21 protein-coding genes and 3 pseudogenes are annotated in these 23,438 nt (G+C 37.8%); 10 read left to right on the top strand and 14 right to left on the bottom strand.

Annotated features, from left to right (window positions below; all coding sequences use genetic code 11):
- The first annotated feature begins 309 nt into the window (after positions 1-309).
- The 4 genes from ArsFIN_RS08805 (at position 310) to ArsFIN_RS08790 (ending at position 4,948) form a co-directional block, all read left to right on the top strand.
- On the top strand, positions 310-828 hold the full coding sequence (locus ArsFIN_RS08805; RefSeq protein ID WP_026823212.1) for a fimbrial protein: 519 nt from the start codon (positions 310-312) through the stop codon (positions 826-828).
- A 61-nt stretch (positions 829-889) separates the two neighbouring features.
- Positions 890-1,579, top strand: a complete 690-nt coding sequence (locus ArsFIN_RS08800; RefSeq protein WP_034249799.1) for a fimbrial biogenesis chaperone — start codon at positions 890-892, stop codon at positions 1,577-1,579.
- 91 nt (positions 1,580-1,670) lie between these two features.
- Positions 1,671-3,968: a fimbria/pilus outer membrane usher protein gene (locus tag ArsFIN_RS08795; protein WP_167876676.1), complete on the top strand. Its 2,298-nt coding sequence runs from the start codon at positions 1,671-1,673 to the stop codon at positions 3,966-3,968.
- A gap of 11 nt (positions 3,969-3,979) precedes the next feature.
- On the top strand, positions 3,980-4,948 hold the full coding sequence (locus tag ArsFIN_RS08790) for a fimbrial protein (RefSeq protein WP_026823213.1): 969 nt from the start codon (positions 3,980-3,982) through the stop codon (positions 4,946-4,948).
- A gap of 30 nt (positions 4,949-4,978) precedes the next feature.
- On the opposite strand, the gene hrpA is transcribed toward ArsFIN_RS08790, so the two are convergent.
- A complete protein-coding gene (gene hrpA / locus ArsFIN_RS08785) occupies positions 4,979-8,878 on the bottom strand; it encodes an ATP-dependent RNA helicase HrpA (protein ID WP_026823214.1) in 3,900 nt (1,299 codons plus the stop codon).
- A gap of 107 nt (positions 8,879-8,985) precedes the next feature.
- On the bottom strand, positions 8,986-9,252 hold the full coding sequence (locus tag ArsFIN_RS08780) for a YdbL family protein (RefSeq protein ID WP_051297053.1): 267 nt from the start codon (positions 9,250-9,252) through the stop codon (positions 8,986-8,988).
- Between the two features lie 81 nt (positions 9,253-9,333).
- On the opposite strand from ArsFIN_RS08780, the gene ArsFIN_RS28175 reads away from it, so the two are divergent.
- Positions 9,334-9,459, top strand: a complete 126-nt coding sequence (locus ArsFIN_RS28175) for a hypothetical protein (protein WP_276489419.1) — start codon at positions 9,334-9,336, stop codon at positions 9,457-9,459.
- Positions 9,460-9,488: 29 nt separating this feature from the next.
- On the opposite strand, the pseudogene istB reads toward ArsFIN_RS28175, so the two are convergent.
- A pseudogene (gene istB, locus ArsFIN_RS08775) lies at positions 9,489-10,248 on the bottom strand (IS21-like element helper ATPase IstB).
- Positions 10,235-11,270: pseudogene (gene istA / locus ArsFIN_RS08770) on the bottom strand (IS21 family transposase). The pseudogenes istB and istA overlap by 14 nt, the downstream one beginning before the upstream one ends.
- A gap of 87 nt (positions 11,271-11,357) precedes the next feature.
- Here istA and ArsFIN_RS08765 point away from each other — a divergent pair.
- Positions 11,358-12,471: pseudogene (locus tag ArsFIN_RS08765) on the top strand (IS91 family transposase); the annotation flags it as partial.
- A 239-nt stretch (positions 12,472-12,710) separates the two neighbouring features.
- Here the strand turns inward: ArsFIN_RS08765 and ArsFIN_RS08760 are convergent.
- Positions 12,711-12,905 (bottom strand): YnbE family lipoprotein, encoded by a 195-nt coding sequence (locus tag ArsFIN_RS08760; protein WP_026822565.1) that lies wholly within the window; start codon positions 12,903-12,905, stop codon positions 12,711-12,713.
- A complete protein-coding gene (locus tag ArsFIN_RS08755) occupies positions 12,905-15,526 on the bottom strand; it encodes a YdbH family protein (protein ID WP_026822564.1) in 2,622 nt (873 codons plus the stop codon). The genes ArsFIN_RS08760 and ArsFIN_RS08755 overlap by 1 nt, the downstream gene beginning before the upstream one ends.
- A 220-nt stretch (positions 15,527-15,746) precedes the next feature.
- On the opposite strand from ArsFIN_RS08755, the gene ArsFIN_RS08750 reads away from it, so the two are divergent.
- The gene (locus tag ArsFIN_RS08750) at positions 15,747-16,745 is read left to right on the top strand and encodes a 2-hydroxyacid dehydrogenase (protein ID WP_026822563.1); all 999 of its coding nucleotides are present in this window, start codon (positions 15,747-15,749) and stop codon (positions 16,743-16,745) included.
- Positions 16,746-16,816: 71 nt separating this feature from the next.
- Here ArsFIN_RS08750 and ArsFIN_RS26980 read toward each other — a convergent pair whose 3' ends face one another.
- The 8 genes from ArsFIN_RS26980 to ArsFIN_RS08720 form a co-directional block, all read right to left on the bottom strand.
- Positions 16,817-17,389 carry an MFS transporter gene (locus ArsFIN_RS26980; RefSeq protein ID WP_246067426.1) on the bottom strand — a complete coding sequence of 191 codons (573 nt, stop codon included), beginning with the start codon at positions 17,387-17,389 and terminating at the stop codon, positions 16,817-16,819.
- Positions 17,379-18,155 carry an MFS transporter gene (locus ArsFIN_RS26975; protein WP_210409107.1) on the bottom strand — a complete coding sequence of 259 codons (777 nt, stop codon included), beginning with the start codon at positions 18,153-18,155 and terminating at the stop codon, positions 17,379-17,381. The genes ArsFIN_RS26980 and ArsFIN_RS26975 overlap by 11 nt, the downstream gene beginning before the upstream one ends.
- A gap of 325 nt (positions 18,156-18,480) precedes the next feature.
- Positions 18,481-18,825: a GNAT family N-acetyltransferase gene (locus ArsFIN_RS08740; protein WP_210409106.1), complete on the bottom strand. Its 345-nt coding sequence runs from the start codon at positions 18,823-18,825 to the stop codon at positions 18,481-18,483.
- Positions 18,826-18,838: 13 nt separating this feature from the next.
- The gene (locus tag ArsFIN_RS08735) at positions 18,839-19,270 is read right to left on the bottom strand and encodes a YcgN family cysteine cluster protein (protein WP_026822562.1); all 432 of its coding nucleotides are present in this window, start codon (positions 19,268-19,270) and stop codon (positions 18,839-18,841) included.
- Positions 19,271-19,290: 20 nt separating this feature from the next.
- Complete coding sequence (locus ArsFIN_RS08730; protein ID WP_246067401.1) at positions 19,291-19,896, bottom strand: fumarylacetoacetate hydrolase family protein; 606 nt, start codon at positions 19,894-19,896, stop codon at positions 19,291-19,293.
- A gap of 92 nt (positions 19,897-19,988) precedes the next feature.
- On the bottom strand, positions 19,989-20,792 hold the full coding sequence (locus ArsFIN_RS08725; RefSeq protein WP_338023351.1) for a lytic murein transglycosylase: 804 nt from the start codon (positions 20,790-20,792) through the stop codon (positions 19,989-19,991).
- A gap of 60 nt (positions 20,793-20,852) precedes the next feature.
- A complete protein-coding gene (locus tag ArsFIN_RS27400; protein WP_246067397.1) occupies positions 20,853-21,044 on the bottom strand; it encodes a hypothetical protein in 192 nt (63 codons plus the stop codon).
- A 37-nt stretch (positions 21,045-21,081) separates the two neighbouring features.
- Entirely contained in the window at positions 21,082-21,384 is a 303-nt protein-coding gene (locus ArsFIN_RS08720; protein WP_026822561.1) for a YcgL domain-containing protein, read from the bottom strand.
- 134 nt (positions 21,385-21,518) lie between these two features.
- Here ArsFIN_RS08720 and minC point away from each other — a divergent pair, with 134 nt between their 5' ends.
- Genes minC through minE form a run of 3 tightly spaced genes read left to right on the top strand, consistent with a single transcriptional unit; the run spans position 21,519 to position 23,310 of the window.
- The gene (gene minC, locus ArsFIN_RS08715) at positions 21,519-22,205 is read left to right on the top strand and encodes a septum site-determining protein MinC (protein WP_026822560.1); all 687 of its coding nucleotides are present in this window, start codon (positions 21,519-21,521) and stop codon (positions 22,203-22,205) included.
- Positions 22,206-22,227: 22 nt separating this feature from the next.
- Positions 22,228-23,040, top strand: coding sequence for a septum site-determining protein MinD (gene minD, locus ArsFIN_RS08710; RefSeq protein WP_026822559.1), 813 nt, complete (start codon positions 22,228-22,230; stop codon positions 23,038-23,040).
- A gap of 3 nt (positions 23,041-23,043) precedes the next feature.
- On the top strand, positions 23,044-23,310 hold the full coding sequence (minE, locus tag ArsFIN_RS08705) for a cell division topological specificity factor MinE (RefSeq protein WP_026822558.1): 267 nt from the start codon (positions 23,044-23,046) through the stop codon (positions 23,308-23,310).
- Positions 23,311-23,438: the final 128 nt, after the last annotated feature.

The following is a 23,438-nucleotide window of genomic DNA, read 5'->3' as shown; positions in this document are numbered from 1 at the left end:
ATTCAACAAACAAATAATATTTATAATTAAATTAATATGCAAAAATTTATTTATAATAAAAATTTAACGCTCCCTTATTTGTCATTTCATTTGCACTAATTATATTTGTTTATAAAAAATAACATTAATCATTAAATAAAATTTGTTATCTATTAAAAAATACCTATTGTTTTTTTAAAAAAAAGTATTAATATTCTCCTGGCTGAAAATAGTATGTTAATTTTTTATAAAATTAGCTGGTTTTATAATTTTATAATATAAATCATTTGATTAAATTATGTTTTTATTAAATTAAGGATTAGTAATAATATGCGTAAGTTATTAATGGCATTATCATTGTCAGTGACTTTTTTGTCTCAATTTTCTGCTTATGGCAGTAGTGGCTCGATCATTTTAAATGGACAACTTATTGGTTCTACCTGCCAAGTCACCGCAAATACGAAAAATCAAACCGTTATCTTAGACACATTATCAATAAACAATTTTCAGAAGAAAAATGATACATCAATTGGCAAATCTTTCAATATTGCATTATCGCAATGCCAACCGACAGATAATATCAGCGTTGTTTTCCATGATGCTAAAAATGGTCTTACAGAGGATGGATTAATAGCTAATCAAACTGGTAATGATTATGCAAAAGGTATCGCAATTGGCATTTATGATAATGATAATAACCCCATTAAAATGAATGAAAAAATAGCGGTAGATGTAGATAATAACAATAGTACCCGCAATTTAGCACTTATCGCAAAATACGTCGCTACAGGAAATGAAGTTGAAGCAGGAAAAGTGACTTCAACGGTTAACTTTACCATAACTTATTAACTAGCTAATAGCAGGAACAATAGAAAATTTGTTATTGTTCCTATCTTGCCGAGATAAGAAAATGCAATATCTTTTATTATCATTAATTATAGTTATATTTTCTTCGTCATCACTTGCTAATGTGATTATCGGAGGCACCCGCGTTATTTATCCTTCAGATAAACGTGAGGTTTCGATTGCGATAAACAATTTAGACAAAGAGAATTTATTTTTAATTCAATCATGGATTGAAGACAAAGATGGTAATAAAGTTGATGATTTTATTATAACGCCACCCTTATTCAAATTATTGCCAAAAAAAGAAAATAAAATAAGAATCATTAATTCAACAAATCAATTACCAAATGATAGAGAGACTGTTTATTGGTTAAATATAAAATCAATTCCGGCATTGAAAAAAAGTGATGAGAACCGCTTAAACATTATATTAAAATCAAGGCTTAAACTTTTTTATCGGCCCAAAGAAATAATTAACGAATCAACTGAAATATATAAAAAAATAGAATTCAAACAACTAAATAAACAACTTGTTGTTCATAATCCAACAGCTTTTTATATTAATTTTAATTCGATAAAAATAGGAAAATTTAAAATAGAATCCCATGGTATGTTACCACCATATAGTCAGAAGAAATGGCAAATTAAGCCAAGTACAAATAACAAAATAGACTGGTCATTTATTAATGATTACGGTGCCATTGTAGAAACAATTAGCCTATTAAATGATAATAACAATGAACAAAAAAAATAAAATCAGATATTATACCTCTCCCATATATTTTAGTTTATTATTTAATATTTCCTCTAATTTATACGCTAAGAATGATGATTACTATTTTGATGTGGAAGCAATTGAACATGATAAAAAATCATCCATTAACCTTGCTTATTTTCTAACAGATAATAATCAGTTAGCGGGCGTATATAGAGTAGATATTTTTATTAACAACAAAAACGTGGCCACCCAGGATATTACTTTTATCAATGATGAACAAGGCAAGCTTTATCCTATCGTCAATAGCAATCTATTAAATAATTGGGGAATTGATGAGAATTTTATTAAGCAAAAAATTATTAATCAATTAGCTGCCGATACGATAATTGATTTCTGGCAACAAAATAAATTAGCTATTAGCGCTGAATTTGATTTTAATCAGCAAAGTTTATATCTCACTTTTCCACAAATAGCGTTAAGAAAAAATCAACAAATATTAGCATGGCAATCAGGGGTGCCGGCGTTTTTTGTTAATTATCGTTATCAAGGTGCCAATACTTGGATAAAAAATAGTTCTGATAAGCAAAATCATTTTATGGGTTTACTGATAGGCGCTAACTGGCAAGCCTGGCGATTACGCCATTATGGTAGCTATTCTTCCCACTATCACTGGCAAAACTATCGCACCACACTTTCGCGTGATATTCATGCAATCCATAGCCAATTAAGTTTAGGTGAAAATTATACTTCTTCAATACTGTTTGAGCGTTTTCAATTTAAAGGCTTACAATTACAAAGTGACGATAGCATGCTACCCGACAATGCCAAAGGCTACGCTCCAATAATCCAGGCTATTGCCGAAACCTACGCAACTGTCACTGTATTACAAAATAATATTCCCATCTATCAAACCTATGTGCCGCCGGGTCGTTTTGTGATTAACGATCTGCTTCCATCTTATTCTAATGATAGACTTAAGATAATTATTGATGAAAGTAATGGTAAACAACGAATAATTTATCAACCATACACGACTTTACCCAATATGTTACGGGTCGGTCGTTTCCGTTATGCGCTTAATCTTGGTCAATATTCCCCTTCAACTATCAGTGCCTATAAAGCCAAATTTATTCAGTTTGATTATCAATATGGTTTAACAAATTACCTAACGCATTATGGTGGAATAATTATTGCCAACAATTATTATTCGAATGCGTTAGGATTTGGGGGTAATGTAGGTGAATTGGGTGCGGTTACTTTCGATGCTATCTATGCAAAGGCAAAAGAAGTAAAAAAATCCTATGACGGCGGTTACGCCTATCGTTTTCAATATGGCAAATATTTTTCTACCACCAATACCCAATTAACATTAGCAGGCTACCGATATAGCCAAAAAGATTTCTTAACATTTAGTCAGGCTAATAAACTTAAAAATAGCCCTTTTCCGCACTTTTACTACGCTAAGAAAAGTCAGTTGCAACTTAATATTAGGCAACATTTAGCTAGCTGGGGCGCTATCTACTTATCCGCTTATCAGAAAAACTATTGGAATTATGATGATACAGAGGAAAGCTACGCGGTTAATTATAGTTCGAGGATCTGGGATTTAGATTATACGATTAACTATAGCTATACAAAATCTAGGCGCGAACAATCAGCGGATCAAATTCTGTCTATCAACTTACAAATTCCCTTTAAGCGATGGTTAAAACGAACCTGGGGAAGCTATGGTATACAAAATAGCTTTGATCAACGCCTTATTCAGCAAATTAATATTCACCACTCTCCATTTGCTGACGAAAGTTTATTTTTAACGCTGCAGCAAAACTATGAACGACACTATAAAAATCATACTAACGCTATCAGTGGGGCACTTTATAGCCAATATCGAAATCAATATACAACCTTTAATTTAGGCTACAATCACGACCCCTATCAAAACCAATTAAATTATGGTCTACAAGGCAGCCTGGTTGCTCATCCTTATGGATTAACCTTAGCACAACCTATAGGTGAAACAGCAGCATTAGTGATCGCGAAAAATGCGGTTGGGGTAAAACTAGAAAATCATTCGGGTATAAAAACTGACTATCAAGGTATTGCCATCATTCCCAATATTAGTAGTTATCGAACAAACCAAATTGCGTTGGCAACTGAAACCCTGCCTGATGGTGTTGATATTGAATCTAATATACAAACAGTAACTCCCACTCGTGGCGCAATGGCAACTTTAACCGATAAAACCACAATTACCACCTCTGGGATCGTTGATGATCAACAGCAACTTTATTTAACTGGGGTGCCTGTTCAAGGTGAATTCCTCATCACAGCCGGAAACAACCATAACAATTATTGCTGCACATATGCACTACCTCATGACGCGATACTAGCTAAAGTTCACAAAATTACTGCCGTCTGTCAATAAAAGGAGTGAAAATGACAAGCCTTTTAGCTAAAACAATAAGTCTGTTTTTTTTACTGCTTGGCTTATTTTCTTTAACCGCTCATGCTTCCAACTGTAACTACATGCCAGGTTCACAACCAATACAGGTTTTTATTCCCTTGCCAAATGAAATTGAGGTCTCGCCCACCTTACCTGTAGGCAGTATTATTAAGAAAGCTTATGGATCACTTACAAGAGGCAATTATGAAGGTTTTATCATTTGCCAATCAGAGCAAATCAAACACCAATGGAGAAATAGTCATCAATACGCAATATTGCCGTCATCAGATGATATTTACCCAACAAATTTAAAGGGAATCGGATTAAAAATTATTTATCATGCGGGCAACATACAACCTTATGTTGCACCCTGTTATAACCAGTCTACCAATAAAGTATTTTGCGGAGAAACATTCTATCAAATCGAATTACAATTGATAAAAACAGCTGAGCAGATAGAAACAGGTAATATTTCTCAACAACAATTAACTGAAGCAACGATTGGTGATTTACCTATAGTAAATTTCAACTTAACAAATACACAAATTATTGTTCCTAAATTAAGCTGTTTTATCAATAATAACGCATTAGAGATCAATTTAGGTCGTCTAAAAACCACTGTTTTTAATGGCATATATAGTACAGCAGGCAAAAAAGGATTTTATCTAGAATTAAATTGTAGTCATCCCTCAACGGTAGAAATGAAAATGGATGGAGATACATTACCATCAAGCGATGATAGAATTTTAGCCTTAAATAAATATAATGCTGCACAGGGTATCGGTTTACAGATTTTGTATAAAAATAACCCTATCAAATTCAACGACTGGTTTATATTAAAAAAAGTGCCTGGCACTGAAAGTATTCAACTATTTTTTTACGCGCAATATATTCAAGTGGCAGAACAAGTAACACCAGGGCAAGCGAATGCCCTTGTCACTTATCATATTAAATATCATTAAAATGGCGGTGGTAACACCGCTTTTTTAGTCTTACTCTGACGGTAATGAAATTTGTGTCATGGCTTGTAAAATACGTTTATCGGAAATAGGATATAGTGTGCCCAACTGTTGAGCAAATAGGCTTACCCGTAACTCTTCTATCATCCAGTATATTGCTTGTACTTCAGGTAGTTGTCTTTGTACGATTGGCAACCTAGCTAGCCAATTCTGCCATTGCTGTTTAATATGCTCAATACGTACCATATGCGCCCGATCACGGTTAGGATCAATAACTAACTTCTCCAAACGACGCTCTATCGCATTGAGATAACGAATAATATCAGCCAGTTTTTGCCAGCCATGAGAGGTAACAAAACCTTTAAATATTAATCCGCTAAGTTGGGTTTTAATATCAGAAAACGGCAGTGCCAAATGAATATCTACCCGCCCCCTTAAACGCTTATTAATTGCAAATGCGCGAGTTAAAATTATTTCAACCTGTTTGGCAATCTCAACTACGACATCATTAAGCTCAGCACGAACATAAATTTGCAAGCGCTGATAGTCTTCTGCTGTCCATACTAGACCACCAAATTGAGCAATTAATTTATCGACCCCGCAGCTGATACAATCATCTATTAGTTCAAGAACTTTACCAAAAGGATTGAAATAGAGTCCCAGTTTAGATTTATTTGGCAATTTTTCATGTAGGTATTTTATTGGTGAAGGAATATTGAGCAATAGTAGTCGCCTTAACCCTTTACGCATAGCCTGTTGTTGCTCTAATTGGGTTTCAAACATGCGGATTGCAACACTATTTTTTTCATCTACCAGCGCCGGATAAGCTTTAACTAGATAACTCCCACGTTTTTGCTCATAAAGCTGAGGTAGATCACCGAAACTCCATATATCTAATCCACTTTGCTCTATGCTATTATTAATAACCGCAGATAATGTTTGTTGAACTTGTTGTTTTAATTGTATTTTTAATGCTGTTAAATCACGGCTTTCGGCAATAGTCTGGTTATTTTCATCGACAATGCGATAGGTCATTTTCAGATGAGAAGGCAATTGATCCCACGGCCAGGCATCAGCGTCAATACTAACCCCCGTCATAAGTCGCAACTCTCTCGTTAGGCAATCTAACAATTTGCCCTGTGGAGTAGGTAGCCGTTGTAAAAATGCTTGTGCATAATTTGGCGCCGGCACAAAGTTACGCCGTAACGATTTAGGTAATGATTTAATCAACGCTATAATTAGTTCTTCGCGTAATCCCGGTATTTGCCAGTCAAAACCCTCCTCTTTCACTTGATTAAGTAGCGATAATGGAATATGAACGGTTACACCGTCTGCCGCACTGCCAGGTTCAAACTGATAGGTTAACGGCAATTTAAGTGCTTCTTGTTGCCAATAATTGGGATATTCTGCTAGGGTAACGTTATTAGTCGTTTCCCTCATTAGCATATCTTTATTGAATGTCAGTAAGTCAGGCTGTACTTTACTAACCTGTCTCCACCAGCGATCAAAATGACGAGATGAGACAACCTGACTGCCAATTCGTTGTTCATAAAAATCAAAGAGCGCATCATCGTCAACCACGATATCGCGGCGGCGAGATTTATGCTCTAGCTCTTCCACCTCAGCTAATAATGTTAAGTTTTGTTGGTAAAAAGTGTGGCGGGTTCGCCAGTCCCCCTCAACGAGTGCATGGCGAATAAAAAACTCACGGCATAATAATGGGTCAATCTTACTATAATTAACTTGTCGGCCCGCCACGATAGGTAAACCCAATAGAGTGACACTTTCCGACGCCATAACAGCACCTTGCTTTTTTGACCAATGTGGCTCGCTATAATGATATTTCACTAAATGCCCGGCCAGTGGTTCTACCCAGTCAGGTTCGATTATCGCCGCAATACGAGCCCAAAGTTTATTGGTTTCAACTAATTCTGCCACCATGACCCATTTAGGTGGTTTTTTAAATAAACCGGAAGCGGGAAAAATCATAAATCGTGCATTGCGAACGCCCAAAAAGTCAGCTTTATCCGTCCCTTTTTGACCGATGTGAGAAAGCAGACCAGCAAGTAGCGAAATATGAATAGCTTGATAATCAGCGGGTTCGCTGTTGATAGCGATACCTAATTCTTTAACAACCTGGCGCAACTGGCTATAAATGTCCTGCCACTCCCTTAAGCGCATAAAATTAAGCAGCTCTTGTTTACATTGCTTACGAAATTGCGCATTGGATAAAATAGTTTGTTGCTGTTTAACAAAATCCCATAAATTTAGGTACGCTAGAAAATCCGAACCTTTATCGATAAAACGATGATGCTTCTCATCGGCAATTTGTTGTTTATCTAATGGCCTTTCGCGAGGATCCTGGATAGAAAGTGCAGAACTGATCACCATTATCTCACGTACACAGCCATGTTTTCTCGCCTCTAAAATCATACGACCTAACCGCGGATCGAGCGGCAGTTGTGCCAGTTGACGGCCAATTTGAGTCAGTTGATAATCGCCATTAACGCTTTTATTGGCAATGGCGTTTAGTTCCTCGAGTAAGCGAATACCATCTTGAATATTGCGCTTATCAGGCATTTCAATAAAAGGAAATTGATTGATATCACCTAATCCGACAGCCATCATCTGTAAAATAACCGAAGCAAGATTAGTACGTAAAATTTCAGGATCGGTATACATTGGTCGTGCTAAAAAATCTTCTTCCGAGTACAAGCGGATACAGATCCCAGCAGAAACACGGCCACATCGTCCTTTACGTTGTTCAGCAGAAGCTTGTGAAATCGGTTCGATCGGCAAACGCTGTACTTTTGTACGATAACTATAACGGCTAATACGCACATAACCGGTATCAATCACATATTTAATACCAGGAACGGTTAATGAAGTTTCTGCTACGTTAGTCGCTAATACGATCCTTCTGCCTGAATGAGATTGAAAAATACGGTTTTGTTCATTGTTAGATAAACGAGCAAAAAGCGGTAATATTTCTGTATGCTTTAAATTCAGTTTATTAAGTGCTTCGGCCGTATCTCGGATCTCACGCTCACCACTCATAAAAATCAAAATATCGCCGATAGCTTGTTGACTTAATTCATCAACCGCATCAATTATGCCATCAATTTGATCGCGACTACTATCGTTGCTCTCGCCAATAATTGGCCGATATCTAACTTCTACTGGATAAGTTCTTCCTGATACCTCAACGATCGGCGCGCGAGCAAAATGTTGGGAAAAACGCTCGGGATCGATGGTCGCGGATGTGATAATAACTTTTAAATCAGGGCGTTTAGGTAACAATTGACGCAAATAACCCAAAATAAAATCAATATTTAAGCTACGTTCATGCGCCTCATCGATAATTATCGTGTCATATTGCAGTAATAATTTATCATTATGTAATTCTGCTAATAAAATTCCATCTGTCATTAATTTAATGAACGTATTATCGCCTATCTGATCATTAAAACGAACTTTATAACCAACAGCACTACCTAATGGGACATTAAGCTCTTCAGCAATCCTGTTAGCCACTGAGCGAGCAGCTAATCTGCGCGGTTGGGTATGGCCAATTAAGCCTTTTACTCCTCGGCCTAGTTCTAGACAAATTTTTGGGAGCTGAGTTGTTTTGCCCGACCCCGTTTCACCAGCAATAATGACGACTTGATGATCACGAATCGCCTGATAAATTGCCTGTTTTTTCTCAATAACAGGTAGATTATCTGGATAAATAATTGTTGGACGAGCCCTTTGCCGATTGGCAATTTTTTTTTGCCCAGTGACAATATCCGTTTTAACTAATTCAATAATCGATTGGCGGGATTTTTCATTTTTTATCTTCTTTATCCCGGCTAAGCGCTTTCTTAATAACAATTGATCACGCAATAATAGCTGATCAATATCAGCATATAGTGCTGTTAAATCAGATTTCACTTTTAATAAGACCTTACTGAAGGGGCTTTTTTGCTGAGTTGACCATCAAAACACGACATAACTAACACTTACTCATCTTTGCCCAAATAATAGGGCGCTATAGTAACTTATTTTTGTGTCCAGCGGCCATTTATACCTAATACATATTCACCCTTTTTTGCCCCATCGATTAATTTTTCGCCAGCGATTTTTGCCACTTGCTCCGTCTTAAGTTGGTTACTTTGCGCAATTTCAGCGTACTTTTGTTCACGAGCCTGATTAATACTCTTGACCAATGAGTTCACTTCAGCATTATCTTTTACCACGGCTGCCAGATAACCACTTAGTGTTTCACCAACCAGCCCACGCTGCTTAGCCTCACTAATTGAGAACATAAGCACGCCTTTGGCGTGAGCATCGCGGCAAAGGCGCTCTATTTCTAGGCAATTCCCTTCTCGTCTTTTATACTCTGCTCTATGTACATCCCCAGACCTGCAAAACTGCTATTTCAATACGATGACGGATGGAACCTTTTCATCGAAAATAATCACGTGGATGAATGGTGTCAACGATCACCGAAAACTGATCCACTTTTTATCTAAATCCGATCAATCAAAATTGATCCACTGTTTTACTCAGTTATTGCTCCTGAGCGCCGCTTATCTTTCAATCGGTAGCTTTCACCGCTTAATTGCAGTACATGCGAATGATGAAGTAAACGATCAAGCATAGCGGCAGTTAATGTTGCGTCATCAGCAAAAGCACTTGGCCATTGCCCAAATGATAGGTTACTCGTCAATATGACACTGCCATGCTCATAACGCTTGGCAATCACATTGAAAAACAGGTTTGCTTCTTCTCGCCCAAACGGCAGGTATCCAATCTCATCGATAATCAACAACTTCGGGGCCATCACCGAACGTGATAGATATTGTTTGAGCTTATTTTGTCGTTTGGCAGTTGAGAGTTGCAACATCAGTTCAGCTGCCGTGGTAAAGCGGGTTTTCTTCTTGGCCTGTACTGCTTTTAATCCTAACCCAATAGCTAAATGCGTTTTGCCTACACCGCTTGGGCCAAGCAACACGACATTTTCATTACGTTCAATAAACGTTAATGCGCTTAATTCCTGTATGTGTTGTTTGGGATCCCCGTTGCAAACTTAAAATCGAACGTATTAAGTTCTTTATGTGCTGGGAATCCTGCCATCCGACTCAAAAGATTACGAGTTCGTTCATCTCGTTGTTGTTGCTCACATTTTAACAGGGACAGTAAAACTCTCCGTAGCTTTTGTCTTGGGCAATGCATTTTTCGGCAAGTGATGACCAATGAGTCGGAATAGAATTTAATTTCAATGACTCACACAGGTGTTCAATTTGTTCATGCAATAACATGTTCACCTCCCAGTAATGCTTCGTATACGCTGATTGAGTGTTGCAAACTGACAGATTCAAGGGGCGGTACGATAGGGATATTAAGCGTATTAGTCTGTGGGATAGATTGGCAAACCCTGCTGGTAAGGGTAGAAGAGACTTAACTTCCTTAGCTAATCTATCTGCTGGCTTCTCTAACGTTGTTCCATGAATTCGCTGATGGGCAACGCGTTGTAACCATGGACCCACTTTTGCATTAGCTATTTCAATATCCAGTTCAAGATTATGAGCACGAAGGTCGGTGTTTAATGGCACGATAAAGCTGTTTTTAAATAGTGGTTAAAGCGCTCTACTTTCCTTTCGTTTTGCCCTGTAGGGCTTGCAAGCCTTCAATTTAAACCCGTAATCTTTCGACATTTGAAGCATTTCGACATGTAATTTATGCTCACCTTCTGCATAAGCATCCCGTTCGATGATGAGGGGTTTTGCGTTATCAAACAATACTTCCTATGGTACACCACCAAAGTAGTCGAAAGCTTCTTAAACCTTGCTGCCACGATTCTGCTCGTTCATTATCAAAGAACTTTACATAACTCGCACGCGAATAGCCTAGCGTTGCAACAAACGCTTTCAGCGATTTTTTTACCTCGCCGGATGCTGGTGAAGTCGATTTGCATTTGTTGACCTGGCTGTGTTTCAAAACGGACGACTACTTCGGGAACAATGCTTGGTTTAAATTGACAAACAAATCGGCGTAATTGAGCAATACCACCTTGATAGCCGTTTTCAACTACCTCATCAAATAAGACTGTTGCAGGGATCCAATCAGGTTTAGCCAGTTCAATTCGCTGAAGCAAATAAGGTTTAAAGGGGGATAATTTAGTCGGTTGTTGACTTCTTTTAGCATAAGTTGGCATTGTCTGTTGTTGTAAATGATGTTTTACGGTGTTACGGGATATACCCAACTCACTGGCAATTTTTCGAAGGCTTTGTCCTTGTGCAAAGCGAACATGAATATCCACAAATATCTCCTTGGTTAACATAAATTATCCGTACAAAAATGTGCGAATAATACCAAGTGGATCAGTTTTAGATGATCGTTAGTGGATCAGTTTTGCATGATCGGTGACAAATGGCAACTACTCTCTGTCGAAAAGATGCTCGCCTGCAGCACCTGCGCTATGGGCGTTCGCCGTTATTGCTGTTCTTCACCTGAATGCTCTCATTCACGCTTCTTTTGTCAAACCTGTAAATCCAAAGCCTGCAGTGCGTGTGGCCTCAAAGGCACCGAACAGTGGATTGCCCAGCAGCGCCATATTTTGCCGGATTGCGAATGGCAACATATTACCCTCACTATGCCTCACCTACTTTGGCCTTTTTTAACAATAACTGGTACTTGCTCAACCAACTCTTTCGCTGTAACCTGCGCCATGCTCAAAACGCCAAGCGCCAAGGCCTCGAAATTGGCATTTTTGTGCGCTGCATACTTACGGTCGCCAACTCAATCAACATCCGCATATTCATTTATCCGTCACGCGTGGGGGACTCACTCAATATGACACCTGGAAACCGATTTTCTTTAAAAAGAAAGACGTTGAAAAGGTCTGGCGCAGTGCGGTCATTCGACTCCTTAGGGATAACTATTTTCAGTTACAACCCAATAAATTGCCTGGCTTCGGGCACATTCGCAATTATCAGACCTGGTGCCGTTACCTCAATGCCCAGTTTCAACGTTATTGGAAAGTACATTTTGCCAAAAAGACACGCGGGGCCTGGCATAATGTGAAATATCTGGGCCGTTATCTTAAACGTCCCCCTATCTCCGCTTCTCAATTGAAACACTACAGCGGCGGCACCGTGGTTCATCATTACTATGACCACCACAGCCAACAATACAGACGACAGACCTTATCCCAAGAAGAAATGATACGGCGTTATGTCAGTCATATCCCTGCGCGACATTTTAAGATGATCCGTTATTACGGTTTTTTAGCCAATCGCAAACGCGGGGGCTTATTACCGAAGGTGTATGAGGCGTTAGACATGATATCTCCTAATGTGCCTGAAAAACCTGGGTTTGGGGCCCTTATCAAAGGTTTTTTAAATACTGACCCGTACCAATGTATTTTATGTGGAAACCGATTGCGGTTTATGAGTGCGGAAAAAGGAATACACGCCGTCACTTTACTGTCAGAAAGGCGGGATAAAATGGTCAAAAAACGATGGTTACAAACCGCAGCCTAGGAGCAGTGTGCCTATTATTAGGCTTTTAGATGATAATTTAACCGAATTACTGTTCTCATGGTTAATCAACGAGAAAACTGTCAGAATTTAATAGAAATATTGAGTTCAAAACACCTCCATTAATGCCTTACTGTATTGATTGAGATTCCTAACCATCAAGCTTAGCGCGGAAAAACTGACAATCACACTCATTAATATCAATAAAAAAGGTAAAATATATTTTTTCATCATATCATCTGTTATCCAAAAAGATCGCTATTATTTTTTAGTAATCCCTCAACCTGACGATCAACTTTAATTTTAATTTCATGTTCAATTTTGACATTCATATTAATATTTATTGGTTTATCCGGTGTTGCTACCTCTAACCGGACACAACTTGTTAATAAAAATGCTCCTGACAACATCAGCATATACCAAATTTGCGTTTTCATTACTGGTTTTCACCTTTTTTGATCGAAATATTTTTTTCTAACCAATCACCCAAATTATTACCAAACTGTAAACTGCGCCACAATTGAAAGATATTTTCTTGATGGCAATAATTTAAATGAACTTGCCGATTTTTGCTCTCTAAAGGATTAAAGCCATAAATTTGAGCATTGATGTTAATGTCCCCCAGATTACTCAGGCTAATTTTGGCTTGACTTCGATTTATTTCCAAATAACGTAACCATGCCATAGCAACTCTAGCAGATAAATTATTTTCACCGATAGAATCCACTAACTCTTTTCCTAATCTTAAAGTAATATTGCCTGAATTTGCTAACCACCCTTCTTTCACGATCCAATCGGGATTATCCAGAAAGAAAGGTAATTGGCCACTTATTTTTCCTGACATCGCAACCTGAGAAGAGGTTCTAAGGCGAGTTAATAGTTGACTTAAATCTATCCGATCAATAGTCAGTATGGCTGGTGCTATTTGTGGCCAACGCAACTTAGCCAATCGAACAGCACCGCCTAACAGATCAATGTTAACTTGCCGTAGCTCTAGGGGAAATTGTGCCGTTGCCGGATAATAACCATACAGATCGGCCGCTATATTTTGCATATCAAACAGACTCTTAATCTGTTTGATCCTAATTTTTACTGGCAATTTCGTGCCCAACTGCCAGCGACTATTTTGTAAACGCCACGGTAAAATAAAATCAATCCCATTAATACTCCCCTCTTTTAACCATAATCCAGCATTAGCAACCGACCAATGTCCACCAGCAATCACTCCTTGACCTCGTGCTACCGAAAACGCCGCTTGAGCATAAAAATTACCTTCTCGCAAAGTGATAGCCAAATCTGGCGGGATCAAAGATTGAAAAGCTAAGACACTCTGCTTTTGCCAACGGGCATTTCCGCGTAATCTCACGCCATCCCAACGAATAAAAAATGGAATCGGACCGATTTGTTGTGCTGAGAGTGCACCGGTTAATTGAAAATCAGCTGGATTGTGGCCAATTAATTTAGCTGAGATTGTTGAGGCAGGCAAAAAGCTCTCATTACCAAACTGTATTCTATCAGTATGTAAAATAAGTTCACCGGCAAAGTTAGCTTGTTTAGCATCGCGTTGCCATTTCAATGGTTTTAAAAGTGTTAAACGGGGTTGAATCATATTGAGCGTGCCATACTGAATTTTATCAAATCCGGTATTCAATCTGTTTACAACCAGTAAAGAGTTAATCCAGTAACCATCACCACTAAGATCCCAATTAGCTTTAAGGGGATGCAATTGGGCATTTCCCCAATAATGCCATCGCCATTGACCTTGGTCTGGTTTAAAATTATTGGCTTGACCATCAAAATGTAATTTTACTTTACCCCAATAACTATCTGTTGTCGTTGCAATTGCTTGCAAACGACCTGTTACGCCTTCCGCCGTCAAATAAGTACCCGCTAGTGGCAAACGTAGTTCGTTAAGAGTTAATGTTTTATTTATCTCGCCATACATTCGGATTAACGATGATGGTAAAAAAGTAATACGCGGCGAGAGCAATGGTCCAGAAACTAAGCTTGGTACTCGCATATCAATAATCAGATCATTAATCTTAATCTGTCCCATTAAATGAAATGGAATATGACTATTTAGCCAATCTAATTTACCCTGCTCAACAACAAGCACTAAATTAGCTTTGCCTTTTCCCCCGGTTGTCAGCATATTAGCGCGACCACTAATACGCATATTGGTTAAACTGTCACGCCAATTAGCTAGCTGAAAATCAATTTTTCCTGATAATAATTGATCACCATTTTGCCAACGCCACTTTCCTTCCTTAATAGTCAAATTCTGATCATCTAATTGCCAAGGCAGATCGAGCAATGGCCTTTGCGACTGTTGTTCTGTTAATTGCAAAGTGCCTGAGCCATTTGACCAACTTAACTGCCCAACTAGCGGTTTAGCGTAGTGATTAGTGATTAAAGTTGCGTCAATTTTTCCATGTTCTGGTATTAATGTTGCATTCAATGGTAGCGCGACATTACCGGTTAAATTAACCGTATCTCCATTCAATCGAAGAAAAAAATGCGTTATATTGAAATAATCTGCCGCTGTTGTTCGTGCGACAAGTTGTATATTTTCACCTTGATAATTGATATCTAACCGATGACTTGGGCTTACTTGTAACTGAAGTTTTCCAGCTAAAAATGGCCAAGGCTGTAAAACGAATTGCTCAATAGTTAATTCTAATGCCGGAATTGCTGTTAGGATCTGTTTTATATCTATTTCAGCTGGAGCGGTTTGATTATCTTTTAACTGGGATAAGCAATTATTATCACTCACTAAAGATTGAGTATGAATTATCCATTTTGTTGGCCATTTAGCCCTAGTAGAAGCGGTTAATTGATTTACCTTGATCCATTCACAGTTGCCTAATGTGACTTTAATATCGGCCACCACAATTCCTTTACCTGTGATTTTTGGTACAGACAATGACAGTATTGCACCTTTAGGTAGCCATAGTTGACTGACTCTAGGTAGCCAATGAGGTATTGAAAGCCAGCTGATAAGAGTAATAAAAAGTAAGGTAATGAATAGCAAAATAATATATTTTATTAATTTAGGCATTCTACTATTCCTTTGTTTAGCTCAAGCTTACTAAAACCATAATAATGGATTTTTAATATTCATCCATCATATTGATACTTGATCACCTGCGTTAAGCATAATATCAACAAATTTTTATCCATCAATTCATATTATTCTCTATTTGTGCCATTCTATTAACAGCCAGCATATTTATCGCTACAGGTGCAAAAGTGATACTCATTTTATATTGGAGCCTGCAATGAAAGTCGTTTCTTATAGTACAAAACAATACGACCGCATCCATTTCGATCAAATCAATAAACAGGGTAATTTTAATTTTGATATTGAGTACTTTGATTTTCCACTCACACCACAAACCGCTAAAAATGCCGCTGGCGCTGATGCTGTTTGTATATTTGTTAATGATGATGCCAGTCGCGCAGTCCTAAAAGAGCTGGCGAAGCTGGAAGTCAAAATTTTAGCTTTACGTTGCGCCGGATTTAATAACGTCGATTTAGCGGCAGCAAAAAAACTGGCTATTCAAGTCGTGCGCGTACCCGCCTATTCTCCCGAGGCTGTTGCTGAACATACGGTGGGTTTGATGCTTTGTCTAAATAGACGTATTCACCGTGCTTACCAACGTACTCGAGATGCCAATTTTTCACTGGAAGGATTAACCGGTTTTAACATGCATAATCGTACCGCTGGCATTATCGGTACAGGTAAAATCGGTTTAGCGACATTACGTATTCTTAAGGGTTTTGGTATGAAATTACTAGCCTATGACCCCTATCCAAGTGAGGCAGCATTAAAACTTGGTGCTAAATATGTTGATTTAGATGCTTTATTAAAGCATTCAGATATTATTAGCCTTCATTGTCCATTAACAAAGGAAAATCATCATTTACTTAACGAACAATCCTTCAATAAAATGAAAGACGGGGTTATGGTGATTAATACCAGCCGCGGCGGTTTAATTGATTCTAATGCTGCTATAGAAGCGCTAAAAAAACAAAAAGTTGGCGCCTTAGGTATGGATGTATACGAAAATGAACGTGAGCTATTTTTCGAAGATAAATCGAATGATGTGATCCAGGATGACGTTTTTCGTCGTTTATCTGCCTGCAACAATGTTCTATTTACTGGCCACCAAGCTTTTTTAACCGAAGAAGCACTCAATAATATTAGCGAAACAACCCTACAAAATATCAAACAAATCGCGAAAGGAAAGCCGTGTGCTAACAAAATTGAAGCTTAATTTTTTACCGTAGATTATTGGCAAATGACGGCTTAATCGCACTCATTTGCCGATAATAACAGCATAAGTTCTTAACATAAATTTTGCGATACTTGTTTAGCACTTTTTTTATTAGCTAGCGCTTTTACTATAAATATTTTTAAACAACATGAAACTAATAATCCGATAAACATGATCACCGCAAAAATCATCATCATTGTTATATAACTTCCCGTTTTACTATGTAACAAAGATGCCAACGAAGAACCGGTTATACCTGCAATCGCCCAAGAGGTTAAGATATAACCATGGATTGCACTAACTTGTCGCGTACCAAATAAATCACCAATATAGGCGGGTAACGTAGCATAACCACCACCGTAACAGCTGGCAATAAAATATAATATACATTGAAATATTACGATACTGTTTATTGCAGGTAAAAAATAAAAAGCAATAATTTGACCAATAAAAAATAGGATATAAGTACTAGGCCGACCAATAAGATCCGAAAAATATGCCCAACCAATTCGTCCTAAACCATTAAACAATCCAAATATGCCAACAATACCACCTGCAACCACTGCCGATACTCCCGTAATTTCCTGCGTCATAGGGGATATCACCGAAATTAAGGCGATACCACACAGAATATTAATAAACATCATTAACCATAATCCGTAAAAATGGCCATGTTTTAACCGCTTCATTGGCCATCATTGGAAAAAGTCCATTACGTAATTTGTTTTTAGGTTGCTTACCCATTTTTAATTCTGTTTGCAAAAATTTGCCATCATTGGCAGGTACTTCTAGATACAATGCAGAAAATAACATAACCACCGCGCAAATAATGGCTAGCACTGCGAACGTTGCTGAAACACCTAATGTTGGTATGGTAAATGGTAGTATAAGGTCAAAATTAAGAATTGAAATAATTTGCCCGCCACTTATCATAATGGCCATAATTGGCGCCCCCAAGAACGCACCCAATCCGAATCCCATTATTGCTAAACCCGTTGCCAATCCTCGCCGATCTGGAAACCATTTCATCAATGTTGCTACTGGTGTCACATAACCAGTTCCTAAACCTATTCCACCAATAATGCAAAATAGATAAACAAGCCACATGCGTAATGTATTGTCAGCAATAAAATCTGAGGTTACCAAACTAATTCCACCCTGACCTATTGCCCATAAAACACATGCTACTAAACCGGAAAAACGCGGTCCTCTTTTCTCAACAACATGTCCTATCATAGCGGCAGAAATGCCCAAACAAAAAATCGACAAACCAAAAGGAATGCCAGCCTGAAACTCACTCCAACCAAATTCATCCATGAAAGGGGCTTTAAATACACTCCAAGCATAAATAATACCTAAAGAAGCATGAATACCAACAGCAGAAAGCGCAATACCCCAACGATTTTTCATTTCATTCCTTATTATCATAATTAATAATGAAATTATCTTACCGCGTTACTATAAACATAAGATGATCTAACTCATTAAAAATGATAATGATTTTTGCAATGTAATATTTTAATTCCTAGATTGCCCTAATAGTTAGACATTGATAATTAATGGCTTATTTTTACGGCAAAAATGAGTGGAAATGTGAGGTTGCTGATAAGATAATGTAATAAAAAATATTAATGAATTAATTTTTCAAGCCGTATTTCTCCATTTTGTAAATTTTCAACCGGCATCCAACCCAGTTTTTGATAAAAACCACAGGCACGGCTTGCCGCATCAGTCGTTAACCAAATTTTTTGTGTTGTTGAAAAAGAAATGTTTCCGCTTTGATCAATAAAGTTTTACCAAAACCTTGCCCTGCAAACTCAGGACGAACAAATAAAGCAAAAATACTGCCTTGCTGCCTATCGGCCATAGAAAAGCCGATAGGATTGCCAGCCATTTCAGCAATCCAAGCACAAGGAGCCGCCAGCAAAATATCGCGTAATGTGTCAGGCGTAATTCCTTTATCAGTAAGTTGTTTTCTTGAAAGATGATTTTCTTTTACACTGGTTCGAATAGCAAAAAGTGACGCAATATCATTAACATTAGCTAATCTTACAAATTGCTCTAAATTATGGTTTGTCATTTTTTCTCTAACATCAAAGGGTATTGATAATATGCTCTTCCCAATCCATCACTTCAATTTCTCTAACCGCAATATGCCGAACGGATATTTTGGCCTGATGCATGGCTAATTTTGAACCGGTTTTTAATGGATGCCAGGCTGGCAACGATTTTCCTTCAGCAATTAAACGATAGGCACAAGTGAGCGGTAACCAACGAAAGGTAGCCAAATTATCCCGTGTTAGTTTGATACAATCGGGTTCATAACGAAATCTTTCTGCATAGTGTTTGCACTGACAGGTTTTAAGATTTAATTGTTCACATGCCACGTTGGTGAAATAAATTTCATCAGTATCTGCATCCAGTAATTTATGCATACAGCATTGCCCACAACCGTCACATAATGATTCCCACTCTTCATCGCTCATCTGTTCTAAGGTTTTGCGCTGCCAAAAAGGTTGAGACATATAAAATAAAAATCCTCTTATTAGATAACACGTGTTTTTAATACACGATCGTTTAAATGAAGGGTAAGTTCGTCATTAACTTTTAATGGGCCAACACCTTTAGGTGTGCCAGTTAAAATAACATCACCTGGGCGTAAAGTAAAAAAACGCGATATATAACTGATCAAAGGTAATATGGCTGTCAGCATATCAGCGGTATTTCCTTCCTGCCGTATTTGGTTATTAACCAATAAACTTAAACGCGCTTTTTGAGGGTCATCAAACTCATGAGCAGCAATAAATCCAGATATTGGACACGCGCCATCGAAGGCTTTAGATTTTTCCCATGGCTGGCCAGATGCTTTTAATGTTTGCTGTAAATCACGTAAGGTCAAATCAAGTGCTACCGCAAACCCTTTAATTGCTGTTTTAATTCTCTCTAGATCATTTTCCTGCTTTAATGTTGTACCAATCAAAACGGCTAACTCGATTTCATGATGTACCGTCCCTAGCCCTTTTGGCAGCAAAATGGGTTGTGCGATATCACAAAGCGCAGTTTCCGGCTTAATAAAAATGACCGGCTCTTTATGCTGCTTCCCGCTCATTTCTTGCACATGTTCAGCATAATTACTACCTACACAAACCACTTTATTAGCCGATACATCAAGTAAAGCTCCCTGCCAATCATGATGCTAATACATAAACTTACTCCTATTTATTGTTCGCTATACTCAATTTATTATATTTGTTGAGCAATACCGTCAGCCATTAAACAAACAGATAATGAAAAATAGTAAGAGCGATTCCAATGCATGATAGTACGAAAATTATCTGTCACCAGATAGATCCTGCCTTGTGGATCTTTTGGAATAATTAACCAAGTCGGTGTAGTTGACGCTAAATTAGCCATCACAGGAACTTCCACGCCAAGTTTTTTCCATTGCTCAATGGATTTACCGTTTTTCTTTACCCCTGCCAAACCAATATCGAAACCTGCTGGTAACTTAACCTGGGTACCCCAAGGTAAATAGGTTTGCCAGCCTTCATATTTAAGATAATTGGCAATTGAAGCAAAAACATCTGCTTTGTTGTGCCAGATATCAATCTGACCATTACCACTACCATCTATAGCATATAGTAGAAAAGAAGCAGGCATAAATTGCGTTTGTCCCATTGCACCGGCCCAAGAACCTTTTAAACGACGGTTTTTCGGCACATACCCATTGTCCATAATTTTCAGTGCAGCCATCAGTTGTTTACTAAAAAAACGTTCTCGACGGCCATCAAAAGATAGCGTTACTAATGCGAAAATGACATCTTCTTGTCCTTGAATTTGACCAAATTTACTCTCTAATCCCCAAAGCGCAACAATATATTGCACTGGAATACCAAACCGCTTACTCGTTATATCCAATTGATGCTTATTATTATGGTATTGCTGTACTGCCATGCTGATACGTGATGATGGTAAAACTTTTTGTAAATAATTTTCTAAATTGACGCTAGCACGCCTTTCCGGTTGTCTACGATCTGCGGCCACTATTCGCTGAACAAAATAAATATTGGCAAAAGCCCTTGCAATCGTTGCTTCACTTATGCCTCGCTACCTTGCCATTTGCTTTAAATAGGCAACATAAGCTGGAAATTGAGCCAGGCTACGTTTTTTTTCACTGGATGGCGCAGCTATTACTTGCGGTACTGATATTAATAAAACCACTTTAGGCAGCATTGCTATGAGCAAATCACCTATCAATAAGAAACTACCAATAACTACATAAATAAGTTTGAGTCTCATACAGATAATCCTCAAAAATTTTTAATTCAGTATTATCTTATTTTTGCTCTGCCAGTAGTTGAGTTTCCAATTTATCAATTAGGTAGCCATAATCTTCCATCATATTTTCAACTGGAGGCGGAAACTGGAGATAATAACCAACCTCGATGAGTTCCCTTTTAACCCTGTCAATATCAGCATTGGCTAATTTTTGGCGTTCTGTCAAACAGAGGGTCATGACAAATCGGGGAGTACCAAATTGCTCTAATAATGGTTTAGGAACTCGTGAAAAATTGTCTTTTTTTTCTACAAAAAGATAAGTTTGTTCTTTTTTTGCACTACAATAAACTACACAAAACATTCAATTTAGCTCTTTTTTATTAACATGTTTGACTTGCCGGACTAACTAAGTAACTATAACATAATATTGTATTTCCTAATATCATCATCCAAAATTCCACTATGGATCAGTTCAATATGCTGAGTCGAATTCAGATGGCACAATCATCAATCGAACTAAAAGGCAGTAGCTTCACTCTCACCGTTCTTCATATTCATGATGAAGATCCTGAGGCTATTAAAAAAGCAATTCAGGAAAAAATTGACCAAGCGCCTGAGTTTTTGAGAAATGCCCCTGTTGTTTTCAATGTTACTGGTCTATTAAATGCAAATACTATTTTATCTTGCTATAAAATTATTAGTGAGGCAGGTTTAAAGATAGTTGGTGTCAGTGGATGTACCAATACCAAATTGCGCCAAGCGATTACTGATATTGGTCTACCTTTACTTAGTGAAGGCCAAAATCAAAAAACACAAAATAAAAAAACTGCCAATATAGCTCCCACTGAACATGGCAAGACCCGTATTATTACCACCCACGTTCGTTCAGGGCAACGCATATATGCCGCTAATTGTGATTTGATTGTTAACGCTAATGTTAGTGCTGGTGCTGAATTGATTGCTGATGGCAATATACATATTTATGGAATGATGCGAGGTAGAGTTCTTGCCGGCGCATCTGGCGATAATAATTGTCAAATTTACTGTACCCACTTACAAGCTGAATTAGTTTCTATTGCTGACCAATTTTGGTTAAGTGAACAAATTCCTGCTGATTTTATAGGGAAAGCAGCTAGACTTTGTTTGGTAAATAATGAATTGACGATTGATAATATCATTTAGACCTTATTACAGGAATGACTCCATGGCACGCATTATTGTTATAACCTCGGGTAAAGGTGGCGTAGGTAAAACCACATCCAGCGCAGCCATTGCTACCGGCCTGGCCCAGAGAGGGAAAAAAACCGTTGTGATCGATTTTGATATTGGTCTGCGTAACCTCGATTTAATTATGGGATGCGAACGCCGCGTAGTATATGATTTTGTAAACGTGATCCAAGGTGATGCTACGCTCAATCAAGCACTTATTAAAGATAAACGGACTGAAAATCTTCATATACTTCCCGCTTCACAAACGCGTGATAAAGATGCATTAACACGCGAAGGGGTTGAAAAAGTGCTAAATGGACTGAAAAAATTAGATTTTGAATTCATTATCTGCGATTCGCCCGCAGGCATTGAAAGTGGTGCATTGATGGCACTTTATTTCGCCGATGAAGCAATTATTACCACCAACCCTGAAGTCTCTTCTGTTCGTGATTCAGATCGCATTCTTGGTATCATCGCTTCTAAATCACGCCGTGCAGAAAGTGGCGAAGAACCCATCAAGGAGCAACTTTTGCTTACCCGTTATAATCCAGGTCGTGTCACCCATGGTGATATGCTGAGTATGGAAGACGTACTTGAAATTCTCTGTATCCCACTTATTGGTGTGATCCCTGAAGATCAATCCGTATTACGTTCTTCTAACCAAGGAGAACCTGTTATTCTTGATCCTAAATCCGATGCAGGTAAAGCATACAGTGACTGCGTTGACCGAATTTTAGGTAAAAATCGCCCTATTCGTTTTATTGAAGAAGAAAAAAAAGGCTTCTTAAAGCGCTTGTTTGGAGGATAAAACATGGCCTTATTAGATTTTTTCCTGTCGAAAAAAAAATCAACGGCCAATATTGCCAAGGAAAGGCTACAAATTATTGTTGCCGAACGCCGACGTAATGACTGTGGGCCGGCTTACCTACCCGCAATGAAACGTGATATTTTAAAGGTAATCTGCAAATATGTCCAAATTGATCCGGAAATGCTTACGGTACAATTTGAACAAAAAGATGATGATATCTCGGTTTTAGAGTTAAATGTAACTTTACCGGAAATGGACGAAAAAAAATAAATTTGCCAGTTTTTAACACCAAAGTGCCCATCAATAGTGATGGGCATGTAATATAATAATTTAAAAATAAATATCTTTTCACTTGATTATTATCGTTCCACTACCTGCGTTTATCATTTCGTTAGTAA

This window comes from Arsenophonus nasoniae, assembly GCF_004768525.1.
Classification (GTDB): domain Bacteria; phylum Pseudomonadota; class Gammaproteobacteria; order Enterobacterales; family Enterobacteriaceae; genus Arsenophonus; species Arsenophonus nasoniae.
Note: the sequence above shows the minus strand (reverse complement) of the source record. Positions and strands in the feature narration are given on the sequence as shown.

Excerpts from the sequence above, each read along its gene's own strand:
- ArsFIN_RS08805 (WP_026823212.1), top strand. The coding sequence starts at position 310 with ATGCGTAAGTTATTAATGGCATTATCATTGTCAGTGACTTTTTTGTCT.
- ArsFIN_RS08800 (WP_034249799.1), top strand. The coding sequence starts at position 890 with ATGCAATATCTTTTATTATCATTAATTATAGTTATATTTTCTTCGTCA.
- ArsFIN_RS08790 (WP_026823213.1), top strand. The coding sequence starts at position 3,980 with ATGACAAGCCTTTTAGCTAAAACAATAAGTCTGTTTTTTTTACTGCTT.
- ArsFIN_RS08780 (WP_051297053.1), bottom strand. The coding sequence starts at position 9,252 with ATGTTCTCAATTAGTGAGGCTAAGCAGCGTGGGCTGGTTGGTGAAACA.
- ArsFIN_RS28175 (WP_276489419.1), top strand. The coding sequence starts at position 9,334 with ATGTACATCCCCAGACCTGCAAAACTGCTATTTCAATACGATGACGGA.
- ArsFIN_RS08760 (WP_026822565.1), bottom strand. The coding sequence starts at position 12,905 with ATGAAAACGCAAATTTGGTATATGCTGATGTTGTCAGGAGCATTTTTA.
- ArsFIN_RS08755 (WP_026822564.1), bottom strand. The coding sequence starts at position 15,526 with ATGCCTAAATTAATAAAATATATTATTTTGCTATTCATTACCTTACTT.
- ArsFIN_RS08750 (WP_026822563.1), top strand. The coding sequence starts at position 15,747 with ATGAAAGTCGTTTCTTATAGTACAAAACAATACGACCGCATCCATTTC.
- ArsFIN_RS26980 (WP_246067426.1), bottom strand. The coding sequence starts at position 17,389 with ATGTTTATTAATATTCTGTGTGGTATCGCCTTAATTTCGGTGATATCC.
- ArsFIN_RS26975 (WP_210409107.1), bottom strand. The coding sequence starts at position 18,155 with ATGAAAAATCGTTGGGGTATTGCGCTTTCTGCTGTTGGTATTCATGCT.
- ArsFIN_RS08740 (WP_210409106.1), bottom strand. The coding sequence starts at position 18,825 with ATGACAAACCATAATTTAGAGCAATTTGTAAGATTAGCTAATGTTAAT.
- ArsFIN_RS08735 (WP_026822562.1), bottom strand. The coding sequence starts at position 19,270 with ATGTCTCAACCTTTTTGGCAGCGCAAAACCTTAGAACAGATGAGCGAT.
- ArsFIN_RS27400 (WP_246067397.1), bottom strand. The coding sequence starts at position 21,044 with ATGAGACTCAAACTTATTTATGTAGTTATTGGTAGTTTCTTATTGATA.
- ArsFIN_RS08720 (WP_026822561.1), bottom strand. The coding sequence starts at position 21,384 with ATGTTTTGTGTAGTTTATTGTAGTGCAAAAAAAGAACAAACTTATCTT.
- minC (WP_026822560.1), top strand. The coding sequence starts at position 21,519 with ATGGCACAATCATCAATCGAACTAAAAGGCAGTAGCTTCACTCTCACC.
- minD (WP_026822559.1), top strand. The coding sequence starts at position 22,228 with ATGGCACGCATTATTGTTATAACCTCGGGTAAAGGTGGCGTAGGTAAA.
- minE (WP_026822558.1), top strand. The coding sequence starts at position 23,044 with ATGGCCTTATTAGATTTTTTCCTGTCGAAAAAAAAATCAACGGCCAAT.